Source organism: Pseudomonas carassii (assembly GCF_036324045.1).
In the GTDB taxonomy this organism is placed as follows: Bacteria; Pseudomonadota; Gammaproteobacteria; order Pseudomonadales; family Pseudomonadaceae; genus Aquipseudomonas; species Aquipseudomonas peradeniyensis.
Genome location: NZ_JAZDCT010000033.1, coordinates 1 through 18870 on the forward strand (window position 1 = coordinate 1; position 18870 = coordinate 18870).

General features: G+C 67.2%; 13 protein-coding genes. 7 read left to right on the forward strand and 6 right to left on the reverse strand.

Going from position 1 to position 18870, the window contains the following annotated elements:
• Positions 1-234 precede the first annotated feature (234 nt).
• Genes V0R62_RS21065 through V0R62_RS21080 form a run of 4 tightly spaced genes read right to left on the reverse strand, consistent with a single transcriptional unit; the run spans position 235 to position 5805 of the window.
• Complete coding sequence (locus V0R62_RS21065) at positions 235-1680, reverse strand: curlin (RefSeq protein WP_330105067.1); 1446 nt, start codon at positions 1678-1680, stop codon at positions 235-237.
• Positions 1681-1710: 30 nt separating this feature from the next.
• Positions 1711-2181: a curlin gene (locus V0R62_RS21070; protein WP_330105068.1), complete on the reverse strand. Its 471-nt coding sequence runs from the start codon at positions 2179-2181 to the stop codon at positions 1711-1713.
• A gap of 16 nt (positions 2182-2197) precedes the next feature.
• Positions 2198-4432, reverse strand: a complete 2235-nt coding sequence (locus tag V0R62_RS21075; RefSeq protein WP_330105069.1) for an Ig-like domain-containing protein — start codon at positions 4430-4432, stop codon at positions 2198-2200.
• A gap of 26 nt (positions 4433-4458) precedes the next feature.
• The gene (locus V0R62_RS21080) at positions 4459-5805 is read right to left on the reverse strand and encodes a hypothetical protein (protein WP_330105070.1); all 1347 of its coding nucleotides are present in this window, start codon (positions 5803-5805) and stop codon (positions 4459-4461) included.
• A 401-nt stretch (positions 5806-6206) separates the two neighbouring features.
• On the opposite strand from V0R62_RS21080, the gene V0R62_RS21085 reads away from it, so the two are divergent.
• Genes V0R62_RS21085 through qhpG form a run of 4 tightly spaced genes read left to right on the forward strand, consistent with a single transcriptional unit; the run spans position 6207 to position 11809 of the window.
• A complete protein-coding gene (locus V0R62_RS21085; RefSeq protein ID WP_330105071.1) occupies positions 6207-8120 on the forward strand; it encodes a sigma-54-dependent Fis family transcriptional regulator in 1914 nt (637 codons plus the stop codon).
• Between the two features lie 3 nt (positions 8121-8123).
• Positions 8124-9851: an ABC transporter ATP-binding protein gene (locus V0R62_RS21090; RefSeq protein ID WP_330105072.1), complete on the forward strand. Its 1728-nt coding sequence runs from the start codon at positions 8124-8126 to the stop codon at positions 9849-9851.
• Entirely contained in the window at positions 9841-10518 is a 678-nt protein-coding gene (gene qhpE / locus V0R62_RS21095; protein WP_330105073.1) for a subtilisin-like serine protease QhpE, read from the forward strand. Before V0R62_RS21090 ends, qhpE begins: the two co-directional genes overlap by 11 nt.
• Positions 10511-11809 carry a flavin-dependent monooxygenase QhpG gene (gene qhpG / locus V0R62_RS21100; RefSeq protein ID WP_330105074.1) on the forward strand — a complete coding sequence of 433 codons (1299 nt, stop codon included), beginning with the start codon at positions 10511-10513 and terminating at the stop codon, positions 11807-11809. Before qhpE ends, qhpG begins: the two co-directional genes overlap by 8 nt.
• 109 nt (positions 11810-11918) lie before the next feature.
• Here qhpG and V0R62_RS21105 read toward each other — a convergent pair whose 3' ends face one another.
• A complete protein-coding gene (locus V0R62_RS21105) occupies positions 11919-13232 on the reverse strand; it encodes an alginate export family protein (RefSeq protein WP_330105075.1) in 1314 nt (437 codons plus the stop codon).
• Positions 13233-13497: 265 nt separating this feature from the next.
• Complete coding sequence (locus V0R62_RS21110; protein WP_330105076.1) at positions 13498-14991, reverse strand: aldehyde dehydrogenase family protein; 1494 nt, start codon at positions 14989-14991, stop codon at positions 13498-13500.
• Between the two features lie 514 nt (positions 14992-15505).
• Here V0R62_RS21110 and peaA point away from each other — a divergent pair.
• From peaA to qhpC, 3 genes are read left to right on the forward strand one after another with little or no spacing between them, the layout of a single operon-like run.
• Positions 15506-17071 carry a quinohemoprotein amine dehydrogenase subunit alpha gene (gene peaA / locus V0R62_RS21115; RefSeq protein ID WP_330105077.1) on the forward strand — a complete coding sequence of 522 codons (1566 nt, stop codon included), beginning with the start codon at positions 15506-15508 and terminating at the stop codon, positions 17069-17071.
• Between the two features lie 35 nt (positions 17072-17106).
• Complete coding sequence (peaB, locus tag V0R62_RS21120; protein WP_330105078.1) at positions 17107-18537, forward strand: quinohemoprotein amine dehydrogenase maturation protein; 1431 nt, start codon at positions 17107-17109, stop codon at positions 18535-18537.
• A gap of 1 nt (position 18538) precedes the next feature.
• Positions 18539-18862 carry a quinohemoprotein amine dehydrogenase subunit gamma gene (gene qhpC / locus V0R62_RS21125; protein ID WP_050705338.1) on the forward strand — a complete coding sequence of 108 codons (324 nt, stop codon included), beginning with the start codon at positions 18539-18541 and terminating at the stop codon, positions 18860-18862.
• Positions 18863-18870 lie beyond the last annotated feature (8 nt).

The following is an 18870-nucleotide window of genomic DNA, read 5'->3' on the forward strand; positions in this document are numbered from 1 at the left end:
GAGCGAAGCGCAGGGGCCGTATGAATGGAGCCAGCGGCTTTTGCCTACTTTTGCCCAAGAGCAAAAGTAGGTCGCCGTAAAGGCGAAAAGGTGACTATGCGTCACCATCGCAAATGAATGCGCATAGAAAATCCAAAACAATCATCTCCGAACCCAACCCCAAACCCAAACCCAAGAAAAAAAGGAACCGCAGCGCCAGGGAGAACCAACACCGCGGTCCAAGGGGGGAGCCCATCACTGCTGAGTAACAGTCGCCATGTTGGCATTCCCGAACTGGGTAACGGTGGCGGTCTGACTCGCACCGCTCTGATCGACAAACGCCTGGTTACCATTGCCACCCTGGGTCACATAGGCGAGGTTGGCCACATCGGTCTGCTTGATGCTGGCCTCGTTGCCATTCCCATACAGCTGATACGTATAGCTCTGGTTGCCACTGCCCGATTGATCCAGGGTGATGCTGCCACCGTTGCCGGCAGCCAGCCCCTCGGCGTAGTTGGCGGTTCCTCGTTGGTCGGCAATGAGGAGGTTGTCGCTACCGTTCTGCTCGAAATACAGCTCGTTGTTGCTGTCCGCCTGGCGAGTCTCCATCTGGTTACGGTTGCCGTTCTGGTCCAGCCGCGCGACCTGAGCGTTGCCTTCCTGGGTGATGTTGACCCCGTTGCCATTCCCCGTCTGGTTGATCTGCGCCTGCTGCCCGACCCCGAACTGCCCGCCGGACTTCTCGCCCTTCCAGTTGCTGGCCATGATCTTGTTGGCATTGCCCACCGTGCTGATGGTCAGGCTGTGGTTTTCACCGTTCTGGTAGGTGAAGTGCAGGTTGTTGTTGCCCACCTGCGAAATACTGGTCACCGCCTGGCTGGTTTCGTACTGGTCCGACCAGCTGGCGTTGCCGCGACCGGTCTGGCTCAGCCCTGCGCTGTTGCCCTGGCCGAAGCTCTGGTCGATGTAGCCTTCGTTGGCCTGGCCGTTCTGGTAGACACTGGCCTGGCTGGCGGCCTGGTTGTCCTGCCACACCTCCACCGAGTTGCCGGTGCCGTACTGGTCGATGCCGATGGTGCCGCCCAGGCCGTCGCGCTGATCGCCATAGGCCCAGTTCTGCTTGCCCTCCTGGTAGATGGCGATATCGCCATCCTGATGGGTCAGATGCTCGGCGGCAGCCTGGTTGCCGCTGCCGCCCTGCATGATCACGCTCTTGTTGTTGCTGCCGCCGAACAGCTGCTCGACCGTGGCGTCGTTGCCATGGCCCGATTGCAGGGTGGTGGCCTGGCTGCCCAGCTGGGTGTCCTGCCAGATGACCGAGCGGTTGCCGCTGCCCAGCTGGATCTGCAAGGACTCGTTGTTCTCGCCCACCGACTGGCTGGCGAAGGCATCGTTGAGGCTGCCGCCGGACTGCTGGGTGATCTGGCTGCCGTTTTCGTACAGCTGCTCGGCGTAGCCGGCATTGAACGAGCCGGTGGCGCTCTGCTGGATGTGGCTGGTGCTGTTGTCCTGCAGGGCCATGTGGTTGTGGTCGTGGCCGGTCTGGTTCTGCGTGGCCGAGGCGAACGGCGCCTGGCTCTGCTTGACCTCGGCGATGTTCTGGTTGCCCTGCTGGGACTGGGTCGAGATGCTGTCGTCGGCCATGGCCTGGCCGGCAAGGGCCAGGACGATGGCAGCGCTCAGGGGGGCGAGCTTGTGCATGGTGTTGCCTCCAGATCTGTCGTGTTGGGCCTAGCGGTATTGGCTGACATGGACCTGCTGGCCGTTGCCGGCCTGGGTCACGGTGCTGTTCAGCCCCGTGCCGCGCTGGTCGATGGTGGCGCTGTTGTGGTTGCCGATCTGTTCGATGGCGGCGCTGTTGTCGCTGCCGTTCTGGCGGATCGTGGCGTTGTTGCCCTGGCCCTGCTGGCTGATCGCGGCCGTCAGGTCGCTGCCTTCCTGCAGGATGTACGCCTCCTGCGCGCTCCCGGCCTGGACGATCCGGCCCAGCAGGGCCTGGCCGTTCTGGTCGAGGGCGGCGCGGTTGCCCGTGCCCAGTTGCTCGATCACCGCGACCTGGCCGGCGCCGGTCGGTAGCAGGCGCAGCACCAGCGACTCGCCGAGGTCGCTGCCGGCGGCAAGGTCGGCGTTGTCCATCAGGTCGTCGGCCAGGGCCTGGCCGGTGAGGGCCAGGCTCAGCAGCAGTGGGTACAGGGCGTTCATGGCATCCCTCCGGGGTTTACTGCACCACCACGTTGACCGTGCGCGTGGTGCCCTGGCTGCTGGTCACCGTGGCGGTCGGCGCGGCGGTGGGCACCAGGGTCGTGCTGTTGCTCACCGTCAGGCGCCAGCGGCCGGTGACCGGCACGGTGGTGGTGCCCAGGGTCTGCACGCCGGTGGTGGTGGTCACACGCACGGTGATGGTGTTGCCGGTGGTCACCGAGGATGTGCCGCTGATATCCCAGTTGAAGCGGTTGTTCGAGCGCGCCGTGACCGTCGCCGCGGTGACCGCGAAGGTTTCCTGGGCCGGCCGTGGCGACACCTGCACGGTGACCGTGCCGGGCGTCGAGGTGGCGCCGATCGAGTCACGGGCGACGTAGCTGAAGCTGGTGGTGAACGCCGCGCTCACCGTGGCCGGTGGCGTGTAGGTGATCACGTTGCCGTCGGTGCTGACCGTGCCGCGTCCGGCCGGGGTCGGCTGGGTGACGCTGGCGATGGTCAGCGGCAGGTTGCCTTCCGGGTCGGTGTCGTTGGCCAGGGCGTTGATGGTCAGTGGCACGCCGAGGGTGGCGACGCTGTCGGCCACCGCGGTCGGTGGACGGTTCGGCGCGACGTTGACGGTCACCGTGGCCGGGGTCGACTTCAGCCCCTTGGCGTCCTGGGCGCGGTAGCTGAAGGTCGCCACCACGGGCGAGGTGGCGCCGGTCGGCGGGGTGTAGGTCACCGCGGTGGTGCCGTTGAGCACCACGCCGCCCAGGCCTGTGCCTGGCTGGGTGAGGTCGGTGATGCTCAACGGCACGTTGCCGTCCGGGTCGCTGTCGTTGGCCAGCAGGTTGAGGGTGATCGGCACCCCGACACTGGTGCTGCCGCTGTCGGCCTGGGCCACGGGGGCCTGGTTCTCGGCTGGCACCGGGGCGTTGCCGACCACCACCACCGGCTCCACGTCGACACCGCCGTGGGCCGACTTGACGGTGATGCTGGCGGGCGGCTGGGCCAGGTTGTTGACCGTCAGGCTCTGCTGCACGCCGGACTTGGACATGCGCCCGAAGCCCTGTACCAGCAGGTCGGGCACCACCACCTCATCACTGGAGCGGGCCTCGACCAGCAGGCGCTTGGCGCTCCAGTCGTAGCGCGCGGTGGCGACCTTGACCACGTCGCTGAGCTTGCTCGACAGCGCCGTCGGCCGCGTGGTGCCGGCCGGGCTGCTGGCGGTGACCACCACCACCGAGGGTGGCACGGCCTGGCTCAGTTGCTGGCTGAAGAACAGCCCGTTGTTGTCGGCGAGCATGCTGAACTGGCATGGCGACGGCGGCGAGCCGATCAGCGCCAGGCCGTTGCGCAGGCACAGGCTGGCACTGTTCGGCGCCTTGGCGAAGACCTCGACGCGGGTGCCGGCGGCGTTGCGCTGGTAGGTGGCGCGTTGCAGCGTCACCGGGGTCTGCTGGCGCTGGTCGAGGACCTTGCCGGAGACGGTGAAGACATTGGTCTGGATGGTGCCCGCCGGGCCCTGGATGCGTACGAAGTTGGTGTTGTTCGGGCTGCCGGTCACCGCCTCGGTGATGTTCGGGTCGCCGACGAAGGTCTCGGTGGCGCCGGTGTCCGGGTTGACCTCGGTGTAGGGGCCGCCGACGCCGCGCAGGAACGGGCCGAGGTTACCGTTCAGGGCGCCGCTGAAGTTGCCCGGCGCGCCGATGCCGATGTCGCGGGTGATGTTGATCGCCCGCCGGCCGGCGGTGGTCACGTTGACCGTCTCGACCCCGAACGGGTGGGTGATGGTGTAGGTGCCGGTGCGCGGCACCGAGGCGCGGATGCGGATGCGGGCGAAGCTCTGCTGGTCGCCGTTGACCGGGTTCTCGGCGGCGAAGGCCGCCTCGAGACCCGCGACATAGACTTCCAGCTCGTAGCCGCTGTTGCCCACTTGCGGGATCTCGGTCTCGGCCAGGAACCAGAACATCTCCGGCGGCCAGTTGTCCGGGAATACCAGCGGCAGGGCGTCGTCGTAGACCCCGGGCTCGGGCAGCAGGGTGCACATGTAGGCCGGGGCGCCCGGCGCGCCCGGTGCCCGCGAGCTGGTGGCGCGTGACTGGCACAGCTCCAGGGCGAGGTTGTTGGCGTCCTTGTACCACATCGGGTAGCCCCCGGTGGCGAAGGTGTAGGGGCCGGGATCGACCTCGCTCAGGGCGGCCCAGGCCGCGCTGCTGACGGTGAGGGTGAAACCGGCGGCGCACAGCGCCCGACGCGACCAAGTATTCATGTGGCCTCCTTGAAGGCGGTGTCTGTTCATGGCACCAGCACCACGTCTTCGTTGTCGCTGCCGCCATGGCTGCTGGTGACCTGCACCTGCGCCGGCGGGATGGGTGACAGCCCGGTGGTCAGGGACTTCACCGCGCCGTTGCCACTCAGGTTGCCGATCAGCGTGCCGTTGCCGGTGTGGGCGGTGAGGGCGGGCGGGCTGGTCTCGTCGCTGCTGCTGGCGACCAGGGTCAGCTGGCCGCTGGCCAGGCTGTATTCGGCGCGGCTGATGGTCACCAGGTCGGTCAGCGGCATGGCGGCGCTGGTCGGCGTGCTGGTGGCGATGGCCAGGCTGTTGTCGGCGGTCACCTGCAGGGTCAGCGGCAGGGTCGGATTGAGTGCCGACTGGCCGTACCAGGCGCCGGTGCCGTTGGCCTCGCCCAGGGGCAGGGTCGGTGTCTGGCTGGTCAGGGTGACCGTGGCCGGCGCCGGCGGCGCCATGACAAACACATCCTGCTGGGCCCGCAGGTCGCCGTTGACGGTATGCCGCGAGTAGGTGCTGCGTTGCGGGATCAGCGGTGTCGGGCGGTTGACCGTGGACAGCTTGCCGGAGATGGCGAACAGCTCAGTGCGCAGGTCGAGGCCGTTGGGGCCCTCGATGCGCACGAAGTTGGTGTTGAACGGGCTACCGGTGACCGGCTCTTCCAGGTTCGGGTCGCCGATGTAACGTTCGCTGGCGCCGGTGCCCGGGTTGGTTTCGGTGTAGGGGCCGTTGACGCTGCGCAGGAACGGCCCGACGTCGCCCTTGAGCGCGCCGCTGTAGTCGCCGGGAGAGCCGATGCCGATATCGCGGGTCATGTTGATCGCCCGGCGGCCGCCCGCCGGCACATCGAACACGTCGACGCCGTAGGGATGGGTGATGGTGTAGGTACCGGCCACCGGCACATCGACGCGGATGCGCACCCGGGCGAAGCTGACCTGGTCGCCATCCACCGGTTCCTCGGCGGCGAAGGCAGCCTCGATGGCCGAGCCGAAGCTCAGGTCGATGCCGCGGGCGGCATCGACGATGGCTGCGTCGGCGGTGAACCAGAAGGCCTCGTCGGGGAAGTTGCTGGGGAAGACGATCGGTTGGGTATCGTCGAACACGCCGGGTGTGGGCAGCAGCGTGCACATGTACGAAGGTGCGCCGGGGGCACCGGCGACCCGTGAGCTCACCGCCTTGGACAGGCACAGGTCGAGCACCCGGCCATGGCTGTCCTGGTACCAGGCGGGGAACTTGCCTGTGGGCAGGGTGTAGGGGCCGCTGTCGACCGCATACAACGCAGCCTGGGCCGGTAGCTGGAGCAGGCCGGCGAAGATCGCCACGGCCAGCGGGTGGGGAGTCGGTCGGTGCATGAGTTGCTTCCTCCTGCAAACGGGCCCATGGGTTGGGGCGTCTGTGGAGGCATCGGCAACTGTTGTGCCAGGTTTGTGGATTGCAGGGCTGGGGGCTTTGGAACGAGGGTTTCAGCGCTACTGGAAAATATCCGCCGAGGTCTGGCGGGTGGGCGGGAGGACCCAGCATTGGGGAATGGGGTAGGGCTTTTAGGTGTTCGCCGATAGCCTTGCAGCGCTTATGAGATCGAGCGCCGCCCGCGAGGTGCTTGATCTGATAGGCGCTGAAAATTCCCCGGCATACGCCACCCGGCATACCCCTCCCAGCGCATACCTGATGACTGCCAACGATTTCTGACGCACACTGCCGAAAAATCCGATGCCCATTGCCCCGCCTTAGCGGGGCACCCCTGGAGCACGCAATGGCGCGACAACTTCCAACAACAAACGCCAACGACCCACTGCAGCAATCCCGCCAGGTCCGCCTGAAACTGGCCAGCGAAGGCGAACTGCCCTCTGGCATGCTGCGTGACGAAATCGACGCCTCCTGGCGCCGCAGCCTTGGTCACGGCCTGGACTGCCTGCAGGGCGAGCAGGTTGGGCTGGGCATTCGCCATGGCCTGGACCTGCGCGCGTTGCTGGAGCACAACCGGCTGCTGATCGATGCGGTCACCCCCGAACTGGACTACCTGGTCAAACGCCAGGGCAAGAGCGGCATCGTCATCCTCGGCGACGCCCAGGCCAACGTGCTGGCCATCGAGGGCCAGAAGCAGACACTCGAGCGCGAGGGCCTGCGCGACCTGCACCCGGGGAGTTGCTGGAGCGAGGCCCTGCGCGGCACCAACGCCATCGGCACGGCGGTGGTCGAGGGCCAGCCGACCCTGATCAACTGTGGCGAACACTATCTCGACCGGCTCAGCCCGTTCTCCTGCACCTCGGTGCCCTTGCGTGACCCACGCGGCGAAGTGATCGGCGTGCTCGACGTGACCCGCGAAGGCGTCATGGCCCAGCCCCAGGACAGCCTCTCCACGCTGCTGCTGGCCGCCGGCAATATCGAAAGCCGATTGTTCGGGCTGTATCACCCCGAGCACCTGGTGCTGGCCTTCCACAGCCGCCCGCAGTACCTGGCCAGTGCCTGGCAGGGCCTGCTGGCGCTGAGCCTGGAAGGCGAGGTGCTGGCGGCCAACGACAATGCCTGCCAACTGCTGCAGATGTCGCGCCAGGCGCTGCTTGGGCGGCGCAGCAGCGACCTGCTGGGCGAGCGCTCGCCGGCATTCATCGCCCGCCTGTGGCAGGGCGGTGTCAGCAGCGTGCAGACCGCCAAGGGCGAATTCTTCTTCCGCGCCTTGCAGCTGCCACGGCATGGCCGCATCAGTGCTCCGGCGCCCACCACCAAGCCGGCCGAGCCGGCCAAGGCCCAAGCCCTGGAGGCCCTGGCCGGAGGCGATGCACGCCTGGCCCGTGCCTTGCGCATGGCCCGTCAGGGCCTGGCCAATGGCTTGCCGGTGCTGCTGTTGGGCGAAACCGGTACCGGCAAGGAAGTCGCCGCCCGTGCCCTGCACCAGGCCGGCCCGCGGGCCGACAAGCCGTTCGTGGCGGTCAACTGCGCGGCGATTCCCGAGGGCCTGATCGAGTCCGAGCTGTTTGGCTACCGCGAGGGCGCCTTTACCGGCTCGCGCCGTGGCGGCATGGTCGGCCGGCTAATGCAGGCCCATGGCGGCACGCTGTTCCTCGACGAGATCGGCGACATGCCCCTGGCCTTGCAGGCCCGTCTGCTGCGTGTCCTGCAGGAACGTCGGGTGGCGCCGCTGGGCGCCGGCGATGAGCAGGACATCGACGTGGCGCTGATCTGCGCTACCCACCGCGATCTCAAGCGCCTGGTCGCCGACCAGCAGTTCCGCGAAGACCTCTATTACCGGGTCAACGGCGTATCCCTGCGCCTGCCGGCACTGCGCGAGCGCGACGACCTGGCGACGCTCATCCAGGGCCTGCTGGACAAGTCCGGGGCCAGGGGCGTGAGCCTCGATCCCGCGTTGGTGGCGCTGCTGGAGCACTTCGACTGGCCGGGCAACATCCGCCAGCTGGAGATGGTGGTACGCACCGCCCTGGCGATGCGCGAGGAGGGCGAGCACGTGCTGACCCTCGACCATCTCACCGACTGCCTGCTCGATGAGCTGGCCAGTGGCGCCGCGCCGTCCGGCAGCCTGCGCGACAACGAGCTGGAGCTGATCCGCTCCGCCCTGGCCCGCCATCAGGGCAATGTCTCGGCAGCGGCCGAGGCCCTGGGCATCAGCCGCGCGACGCTGTACCGCAAGCTCAAGCAGTTGCGTGGTTGAGCCATGGGCGGACTGTTTTCCCGGCTGATCGAATCCAGCGACCCGACGCTGATGCGTCAGGCGCTGGCCTGGCTTTATGGCTTCGTGCGTCCACACCGTGGCGCCATTGGCGTGCTGCTGGCGCTGTCCCTGGGCGCCTCGCTGCTGGCCCTGGCGCAACCCTGGCTGGTAAAGACGCTGATCGACGAGGGGCTGCTGGCCAAGGACTACCAGACCCTCTGGCACATGGCGGCGATCATGATCGTCGCCGGCTTGCTCGGCACCGTGCTGGCCGGGGTCAACCGCTACCTGCACACGCGGCTGTCCGGGCGCATCCTGTTCGCCCTGCGCGACGACCTGTACCGCCACTTGCAGCGGCTGTCGCCGACCTTCTACGGGCGGCGGCGCACCGGTGACATCCTGTCGCGGCTGGACGGCGACGTCGCCGAGATCCAGCGTTTTGCCGTGGACTCGCTGTTCTCGGCGGTGTCGGCGCTGATCGGCCTGGTCGGCGCCGTGGCCCTGATGCTGATGCTGTCCTGGCAACTGTCGCTGCTGCTGGCGCTGCTGATTCCGCTCGAGGTGCTGTGGCTGCGCTGGATGCGGCGCAAGGTCGAGCGCGAGGTACGCAGCCTGCGCGAGCGCTCGGCGGATGTGTCGTCGTTCCTGGTCGAGACGCTGCCGGCGATGAAATTCATCCAGGCCGCCGGCCAACAGCAGCGCGAGGCCGAACGCCTTGATCGGTTGGGCCAGGGCTATATGGGGCAGTTGCTCAAGGTGCAGGTCACCGAGTTCTTCACCCTGGCGGTGCCCGGCACCCTGACCTCCTGGTGTCGTGCATGTGCGTTCCTGGTCGGCGGCTGGTGGGTGATCCAGGGGACCTGGCAACTGGGCGCGCTGATCGCGTTTTCCACCTACATGGGCATGGCCGTCGGCCCGGTGCAGAGCCTGCTGGGCTTGTACGTGGCGGTGCAGCGGATGGCCGTGAGCCTGGGGCGGGTGATGGAACTCAAGCGGGAAGCGGTCGCGGTGCGCGAGGCGGATGATCCCAAGCCCATGCCGCAGGGGCCCGGCGAGCTGCGCCTGGACGCGGTGTGCTTCGCCCACGACGGGCGCCAGGGCAGGGTGCTGGACAAGGTCGATGTCTGTCTGCCGGCCGGGGCCAAGGTCGCCATCAGTGGCGCCTCCGGTGTCGGCAAGTCGACGCTGATCGACCTGCTGCAACGCTTCTACGACCCCGATGGCGGGCGCATCCTGCTCGACGGCGTAGACCTGCGCGAGCTTGACCTGGAGGCCCTGCGGCGACGCATCGCCGTGGTCAGCCAGGACATCGTGCTGTTTCGCGGCACCCTGGCGCAGAACCTGGCCTACGCCACGCCCCAGGCCAGCCGCGCCGATCTCGAGCAGGTGGTGCGCCTGACCCGCCTGGACAGCCTGGTGCAGAGCCTGCCGCTGGGGCTCGACGGCTTGTTGGGCGAGCGTGGCCAGCAATTGTCCGGTGGGCAGAAGCAACGCATCGCCATCGCCCGGGCGCTGCTGCAGCAACCGGCGATCCTGGTGCTGGACGAAGCCACCTCGGCGGTGGATGAAGCCACCGAGCGCGAGGTGATCGCCGCCATCGACCAGCTGTTCGCCGGGCGCACGCGGATTCTCATCAGCCACCGCGCCTCGACCCTCGCCGATGCTGACCTACACCTTGAGCTGCACGGCGGGCAGTTGCGCAGCAAGGAGCCCGCCGACCATGGCCGCTGAACCGTGCATTGGCGTGATCGACAGTGGTTGCTCGCCGGAGCAGGCAATCGGCCTGCTGGATGCGCGACGTTTCTGGCTCGAAGAGGGCATGTTGCGCGAGGGTGACCCGCTGCCGGACGCCTTGGGCCATGGCAGCGCCGTGCTGGCGCGGCTGCGCGCCGAGTCCGGTACCCAGCCCGTGCTGCTGGCCCAGGTGTTCACCATGCAGGGCAGCACCAGTGCCTTGCAGGTGGCGGCTGGCCTGTTGTGGCTGGTGGAAGCCGGCGCGAGCGTGGTCAACCTGAGCCTGGGCCTGCGCCAGGACCGCCCGGTACTGCGCCAGGCCTGTGCCGAGGCCGTGGCCGCCGGGGTGCTGCTGTGCGCCTCCAGCCCGGCGCGGGGCGAGCCGGTGTATCCGGCCAGCTACCCTGGGGTCATCCGCGTGACCGGCGATGCCCGCTGCGCTCCTGGGCAGTGGTCGTGGCTGGCCACGGCCCAGGCCGACTTCGGCGCGGCGGTCGGCAGCGATGGCGGGGCAGGAGCCAGCTTGGCCTGCGCCGCATTCAGCGGTCGGGTGGCGGCCCTGCTGCGCGATGAGCCTGGCATGACCCGGGAGGCGCTTTTGCGGTGGCTGAAAACCCACGCTGCGTTCGCAGGCCCTGAGCGCAAGGGGCCGATCAATGCCTGAATCAAGCATCCTGATACTCGGTGCCGGGCCTGCCGGCGCGGCCACGGCCCTGGGGCTGCGGCGGATGGGCTACCCCGTCACTGTGGTGTCCGACTGGCGCCGCTTCGCCGCGGTGGAAGGCGTGTCGCAGCGGGTGCTGGAGGGCCTGCGTCATGCAGGCCTGGGCGCCGCCCTGGCCGAGGCCACCACGCCGGCCACGCGCCAGGTGCACTGGAACGGTGAGCGGCTGCAACCGAACCAGGAATGCCTGCTCGATCGCCAGCGTTTCGACCAGGCCCTGCGCGACGATCTGTGCCGCGCCGGTATCGAGCTGATCGAAGGGCGTGTGCGAGAGGTGGCGCGGGGGGAGGGGTACCGGTTACACCTGGACGACGGTCGCACCTTGTCCGGTAATTTCCTGGTCGAGGCTCGTGGTCGCCAGGCCCCATTGAGCGAAGGTCGCCTGCGTGGGCCGGAGACCGTCAGCCTGCTCAACCTCTGGCAGGCCGCGCCCGGCACGCCGGCCTCGGCGGTGGAAAGCCTGGACGACGGCTGGGCCTGGATGGCGCGACTGGCCGATGGCCGCTGCTACTGGCAGGTGACGCTGGATGCGACGGCGGCGCAGCTGCCGGGCAAGCCGGCCTTGCCCGAATACTGTGCCGAGCGTCGGCGTGGTTCGGCGCTGGTGGCGCAGCTGTTCGATGAGCAGGCCTTCGCCCCTGCGCAGGTGCATGCCCGTAGCAGCACGGCGATCCTGGCCGGCGCCTGCGCAGGCGATGATTGGCTGCGGGTGGGGGATGCGGCGATGGCGGTAGACCCGCTGTCGGGTAACGGGATCTTCCAGTCGTTGTCATCGGCCTTGCAGGCGCCGGTGGTGATCAACACCTTGTTGCAGCGGCCTGAGCACGCGGCCCAGGCGCTGCGCTTTCACCAGGAACGGATTGAGCAGTTGTTCCTGCGCTTTGCCCGTATTGGCCGGGATTTCTACGACCAGGAGCAGTCGCGGGCGACGGGCGCGTTCTGGGCTGCGCGCCGCGAATGGCCGGATACGCAGCCGATCCATACCCAGGCCGCCTGGAGCGCTGTGACGGTGGAGCGTCGGCCGGTGTTGCGTAATGGCTTCGTGGAGGAGGCCGAGGTGGTGGTGACGGCAGACCAGCCGTTGGGGGTGTGGCACCTGCAAGGGATTGAGTTGGCGCCCGTGGTCCGTGGGGTGCAGGCGGGACTGTCGTTGCAGGCGTTGTTGCGTGATCGGCCTGCACAGCAGCAGATGATGGTGCGGCGGTGGTTGTTGGAGCAGGGGTGTCCTTGAGACTGTGGGGCTGCTGCGCAGCCCTTCGCGGCACAAGGCCGCTCCTACAGGTGTTCACAGTCCCCTGTAGGAGCGGCCTTGTGCCGCGCAGCGGCCCCATAATCTGGAATCAGAAGAAGGTCCCGACCACCAGTTGCAGATAGGTCCCCCTATCCCGACCACCCAACTGCACGCCGCCATCCTGCGCACTGCGCTGTGGGGTATAGAACCCCACCAGCGGGCTGATCAGCCAGTGCTCGTTGACCATCCACTCCACATACAGGTCCACTTCGCGTCCACCCAGGTTGCCCTGGTCGGTCTTGAGCGTGTCGAAGTCGAAGTACAGCGCCCCCACGGTCAGGCCTTCCCGCGGGGTGGCCTTGAGCGCGACATGGTGCACCTGGGTGTTGCTGTTGAAGGGACCGGCGTAGTTGGCCGCCACCTCGCCCTGGAACCAGGTGCCGTAGCCTCGGCTCAGGCCATAGAACAGCGGGTCGAAATGCTCCGAGAAGCGGCTGTAGCGGTAGGTGGCGGTGGGCGACCAGGGCAGTGCGGAGAAGGTCCAGTTGCCCTCCAGGTACCAGGCGTTCTCGCGCCCGCCAGTGCGGTCCTGGGTGACGTACTCGGCGGCCAGCTCGAGGTCCTTCACCCCCAGGTTGCCGCGCCCACGCAGGCTCACCGTGTCCATGCCGTCGCGGTGTTCCAGGCCGAGGATCTCGGCGTAGCGGCGGTCGACATCCAGGCCGTGGATCCAGCTCAGGCCCACGGTGCCTGCGTCGGCGACATGTTCGAGGTTGGCCACCGCCATGGAGGTGTCGGCCTGGAACGGGTTATCTGATTTGAGCCACATCAGGTCGCCACGCCAGCCTTGCTTGCCCCCCAGGCGCAGCACTGCGGTGCGGTCGAAGGCCTTGCGCGCCGCCAGGTAGTAGGCGCCGCCCCGATCGAAATCGGCGCCCAGGTCGACATTGCCGGCATTGACCGGGTCGCCCTGGATCAGGAAACCGTCGCCAAGGGTGATGACCTGGCGACCGCCGGAGAGGTCGATGCCGTCTTCGCCGAGGGCCGGGAACAGATTGCCCGAGCGCCAGCCGAGGTAAGCGTCCTCGATGCCGGTGCGACGTTCGTTACCGAGGGTGAAGCCGGCGGCGTCGCCATCGCCCCAGGTGGCTGAGCTGAGCAGGCTGAAGGCACCGTACAGCGTGCCACTGTCGGCCAGGGCCTGGCTGGCGCTCAGGCCGTACTTGACGTAGCCCTCGCGCCAGCTGCTGCTGCCGGGCTGGCGGTTGCCGAACTGGTCGAAGCTCTCGTCGCTGTGGAAAACGCCGAACAGGGCTTCGAGGTTGGCGTCCAGGGTGGTGCCGGCGTTGTTGTAGAGTTCATGCGCCTGGGTGAGGGGCGAGGCCAGCAGCAGGGCCAATGTGCAGGCAAGTTTGTGCGTCATGGTGTGCTCCATGTTTTTTTTCTTGTGGTCTTGGTGTTTCTATCGCGGGGCAAGCCCGCTCCCACGCCTTGAAGGCCATCTGTTGTGGGAGCGGGCTTTCAGGCTAGTGTCCTGTCTTGGAAATACGTTCTCTTTTGGCGAGTGGCTTGGGTGTTCGGGCAAGGCGCCGCGACGAGTCATAGCAGGGCTATGGCGAGGAGTGGCAACGCAGGCCGGGCGCCCAAGACGCCGCCAAAAGTGAACAGCTTATTTCCGAGACAGGACACTAGAGCTTGATCAACACCGACTTCAGCTCGGTGTAGTGCTCGATCGCCGCCGCGCCCATCTCGCGGCCGACGCCGGAGAGCTTGTAGCCGCCGAACGGCAGCGCCGGGTCCAGCGCGCTGTGGCAGTTCACCCACACCGACCCGGACTTGATCCGCGGGATCATCCGGTGCACTGCGGCGAGGTCGTTGGACCAGATGCTCGCGCCCAGCCCGTAGGGGTTGTCGTTGGCCATGCGCACCACCTCGTCGAGGTCGTCGAACGGCATGGCCACCAGCACCGGGCCGAAGATTTCCTCCTGCACCAGGCGGTGGCGCTGATCGACATCGACGATCACCGTCGGCTTGACGAAGTAGCCCGGGCCGAAACCTTCGCCGCCGCAGGCGACGGTCGCGCCCAGCTCGCGGCCCAGGTTGATGTAGCCGGTAACCCGGTCCTGCTGTTTGGCCGAGATCAGCGGCCCCATCTGCACGGTCGGGTCCAGGCCGTTGCCCAGTTTCATAGCGTTGGCGATGCCGGCGATATCGGCCACCACGTTGTCGAAGTGCTTGCGGTGCACGTACAGCCGAGAGCCGGCGCAGCACACCTGGCCCTGGTTGAAGAAGATCGCCGTGGCGGCGCCGGCGGCGGCTTCCTGCAGGTTGGCGTCGGGCAGGACGATGGTTGGCGACTTGCCGCCCAGCTCCAGGGTGACGCGGGTCATGTTGTCCATGGCGGCCTTGCCGATGAGCTTGCCGACCTCGGTGGAGCCGGTGAAGGTCAGCTTGTCCACGCCCGGGTGGCGGCTCAGGGCGGCGCCGGCGTTCAGCCCGGTGCCGGTGATCACGTTGAACACGCCGTCCGGGTAACCGGCCTCGCTCACCAGCTCGGCGAGCTTGAGCGCGGTCAGCGGGGTTTCGTCGGCAGGCTTGAGGACCACGGTGCAGCCGGTGGCCAGGGCCGGGCCAAGCTTCCAGCAGGCCAGCAGCAGCGGGAAGTTCCAGGCGACGATGGCGCCGACCACGCCGACCGCTTCGCGGCGGATGAAACCGTGGAACTCATCGTCAGGCATCAACGGCAGCGAGGGCTCGACCGTGCTGCCTTCAAGCTTGGTGGCCCAGCCGGCCATGTAGCGCAAAAAATCGATGGCCAGCTGCACGTCCATCACCTGGGCCACGGCGGCGCTCTTGCCGTTGTTCAGGCATTCCAGCTCGGCCAGTTCTTGGGCATCGCGCTGCATCAGGTCGGCCAGGCGCCACAGCAGGTTCTGCCGTTCACGCGGGCGTGTGCGGCTCCAGGCGGAATTGTCGAAGGCCTGGCGTGCGGCCTGCACGGCACGGTCCACGTCCTGGGCCTCGGCCGCGGGTACCTCGCCGAGGACCTCGCCGGTGGCCGGGTTGCGCAAGGTCATGGTGCGGCCGCTGGCGGCGTCCTGCCAGTCGGCGCCGATGCGCATCCTGAGCTTGCGTGCGAGGAAGTCGCGTGTGGCGGGGAGGATCGGCAGTTCGGGATGCATGGGGCGGTGCCTCTTGTCATGGTTGTGACCAGGGCTGGGGCAATGGGCGTGCCAAAGGACTCGGATGACGGGTAGGCCCAGCTAGCGGTGGCTTTTGCCGGATTGGGTGTAGAAAGAATCAGGGTTGATCTGTTGCATATTGAGATCGGGTGAGACGGCATGTGACACAGGTTCGCGGGCGCTGGGGCCGCTGTGCGGCCCTTTCGCGGCACAAGGCCGCTCCTACAGAGGATCGCGGTTTCCTGTAGGAGCGGCCTTGTGCCGCGAAAGGGCTGCGAAGCAGCCCCAGGATTGCCAGCCCCGGCGGATGTCTCAAGGTGAAACACCCAGTCGCGAAATGGGACGTTCACCTACAACCCCAAACGCTGGCCCATACCCGCAAAACCAAGGCAACTCACTGATCCAAAACATTTTTGCTGCAACTGGCACACTTCCTGTATCGCAACTGTTACATGCACACCGCTGTACCCAAGCGTGCGAATAACGATAAGAACAACACCGTGGAGGTCTGACCTTGAAGACGACTCGACTCCGGCGGCAGGCGGGCACACTGGCGCTGGTCGCCACCGCACTGCTGTCCGCCCAGGCCATGGCGGCCGAGCAGGGCCCGAGCCTGTTGCAGAACAAGTGCATGGGTTGCCATATCCCCGAAGGCAATGACAGCTACAGCCGCATCAGCCACCAGCGCAAGACCCCGGAAGGCTGGCTGATGAGCATCGCCCGCATGCAGGTGATGCATGGCCTTTCGATCAGTGACGACGACCGCCGCACCCTGGTCAAGTACCTGGCCGACAAGCAGGGCCTGGCGCCCAGCGAGACCGAGGGCGTGCGCTACGCCATGGAGCGTCGGCTGAACACCGTCGAGCACTTCGACGATCAGCTCAGCCAGATGTGCGGCCGTTGCCACTCCGGCGCCCGGGTCGCCTTGCAGCGGCGTCCGGCCAAGGAATGGGAACACCTGGTCAACTTCCACCTCGGCCAGTGGCCGTCCCTCGAGTACCAGGCCCAGGCCCGCGACCGTGACTGGCTGGACATCGCCCTCAAGCAGATGGTGCCGGACCTGGCCAAGCGCTTCCCCCTCGACAATCCGGCCTGGGCCGAGTGGCTCAAGGCCCGGCCCGAGTCCAAGGTACTGGCCGGGCAATGGGCGTTCAGCGGCCATATGCTGGCCAAGGGCGACGTGCGCGGGGTGATGACGGTCAGCGCCGAGCAGGGCGACACCTTCAAGGTCGAACTCAAGGGCGCCTATGCCGATGGCACGCCGTTCAACGGCAGCGGCTCGGCGATCCTCTACAACGGCTATGAATGGCGCGGCAACGTCAAGGTCGGCGAGGCCAACCTGCGCCAGGTGTTCGCCGCCATCGACGGCCAGATGAAGGGCCGCATGTTCGAGGCCGAGCACGACGAGCGCGGCCTGGACTTCAGTGCCGCCAAGGCCGGCCAGGGTCGCCTGCTGGCAGTACAGCCGGCCTTCATCAAGGCCGGCGGCGACAGCGAGATCAGCCTGGTGGGCAGCGACCTGTCCGGCAAGCCCGATCTGGGCGCGGGCGTCGAGGTGACCGAGGTGCTGGAGTCGACGCCGACGCTGATCCGGGTCAAGGCGCGTGCCGCCAAGGACACCTCCGCTGGCCAGCGCGAGGTCTCGGTGGGCGCGCTCAAAGGCGTGCAACTGGCGGTGTACGACAAGGTCGAGGAGGTCAAGGTAGTGCCGGCGTTCTCCATTGCCCGCATCGGCGAGAACGGCGCCTCGGTGCCCAAGGTTCAGGGCCGCTTCGAGGCCGAGGCCTGGGGCAGGGACGCCAGCGGCCAGCCGCTGCGCATCGGCTACCTGCCGGCCAGCTGGAAGGTCGAGCCCTTCAACGAGCGCGCGGTCGAGGACGAGGACGTCAAGTTCGCCGGGCAGATGCAGGCCGACGGGGTGTTCGTGCCGGGCGGGGCAGGGCCCAACCCGGCGCGCAAGATGATGACCAACAACGCCGGCAACCTGAAGGTGATCGCCACCCTCGCCGACGGCGGCCAGCAGGGCGAGGGCCACATGATCGTCACCGTGCAACGCTGGAACAATCCGCCACTGCCATAGGCATCAACTGACGCATCGAATCCCGGGAGGTCGCCATGGGCGCACTACTGAACCTGGTCGAACGCAACCTGCACGAAGTGCAGGTGGATGCCGACCGCATGCTGTTCCATATCCCCAGCAGTTCGCTGTTCGCCGCCGACGCGGTGACCGGCGGCATCATCGACACCTTGCGCCGCCAGGGCTGCTCCGCCGAGGAGCTGATGCAACGTCTCGGCCAGCAGTTTTCCGGGCAGGACATCGAGGAAACCCTGCGCGAGCTGATCGCCCTTGAAGTGGTCAGCGACGGCTCGCCGCTGACCCCGGAGATCGCCCTGAAGCAGGTCGAGCGCACGGCGCTGAACACTGTGGTGCTCAACGTCAACACCGGCTGCAACCTGAGCTGCACCTACTGCTACAAGGAAGACCTCGACAAACCGTCGGCCGGGCGCAAGATGAACACGGCCACCGCCGAGGCCTCGGTGGAAATGCTGCTCAAGGAGTCGCCTGACGAGGAACGCTACAGCGTGGTGTTCTTCGGTGGCGAGCCGCTGTCCAACCGGGCGCTGATCGAGCACATGGTAGCCTACTGCGAGCGGCGTTTCGCCGAGGCGGGCAAGCAGGTCGAGTTCATCATGACCACCAACGCCACCTTGCTGACCGAGGAGATCGTTGACTGGCTCGACGCTCATCGTTTCGGTTTGTCCGTCAGCATCGACGGACCCAAGACCGTGCACGACCGCAATCGCATCACCGTGGGCGGGCAGGGCACCTACGATGTGGTGCGGCGCAAGGCCGACATGCTCCTGTCACGCTACCGCAGCCGGCCGGTGGGGGCGCGGGTCACCCTGACCCGTGGCATCACCGACATCGAGACCATCTGGAACCACCTGTTCAACGAACTGGGTTTCGCCGAGGTCGGTTTTGCCCCGGTGACCTCCGGCGACATGGCCGACTACAACCTCACTGGCGACGAGCTGGTGCAGGTGTTCGCCAACATGAAGGCCCTGGGCCGGCGCTACCTGGAAGCGGCGCTGGAGCACCGCAACATCGGTTTCTCCAACCTGCACCAGCTGATCACCGATATCCACGAGGGCCACAAGAAGGCCCTGCCGTGCGGGGCCGGGCTGAAGATGCTGGCGGTCGACCACGAGGGTGAGCTGAACCTGTGCCACCGTTTTACCGGCTCCAGCCTGCCGACCTTCGGCAACGTGCACCAGGGCGTGAAGCAGGCGCAGCTCAACGATTTCCTCTCGCAACGCCTGGACCGCAGCGGCACCGGCTGCGACAGCTGCCGCATCCGCAACCTGTGCTCCGGCGGCTGCTACCACGAGAGCTACGCCCGTTATGGCGATCCGCATCACCCGACCTACCACTACTGCGAGCTGATGCGCGACTGGGTCGACTTCGGCATCGAGGTCTACAGCCGCATCATGGCCGCCAACCCGGCCTTCATCGATCGCTACATCACTCCCAGGAAGGCGCACTGACATGAAGCACCTCAAACCGCTGAACAACAAGGCGCGCATCCTCGAACAGGCCGCCGCCGAAGACCGCGTTGACGAAGTGCTGGCCATGAGCGCCGTGGCCGGCTGCACCGCCACCACCGACCCGGGCTGGGAAGTGGACGCCTTCGGCGGCGTCAGCTCGCTGTGCCAGCCGATGGAGGCAGACCTGTATGGCTGCTCCGACCCTTGCTGGTGGCCGGCCCAGGTGCCGGACATGATGAGCACCTACCAGGACTGGAACGCCCAGGCGACCAACTCCGCCGAAGACTGGCGCAACCTCGGCACCGTATTCCCGAAAGACAAATAGAACGACAA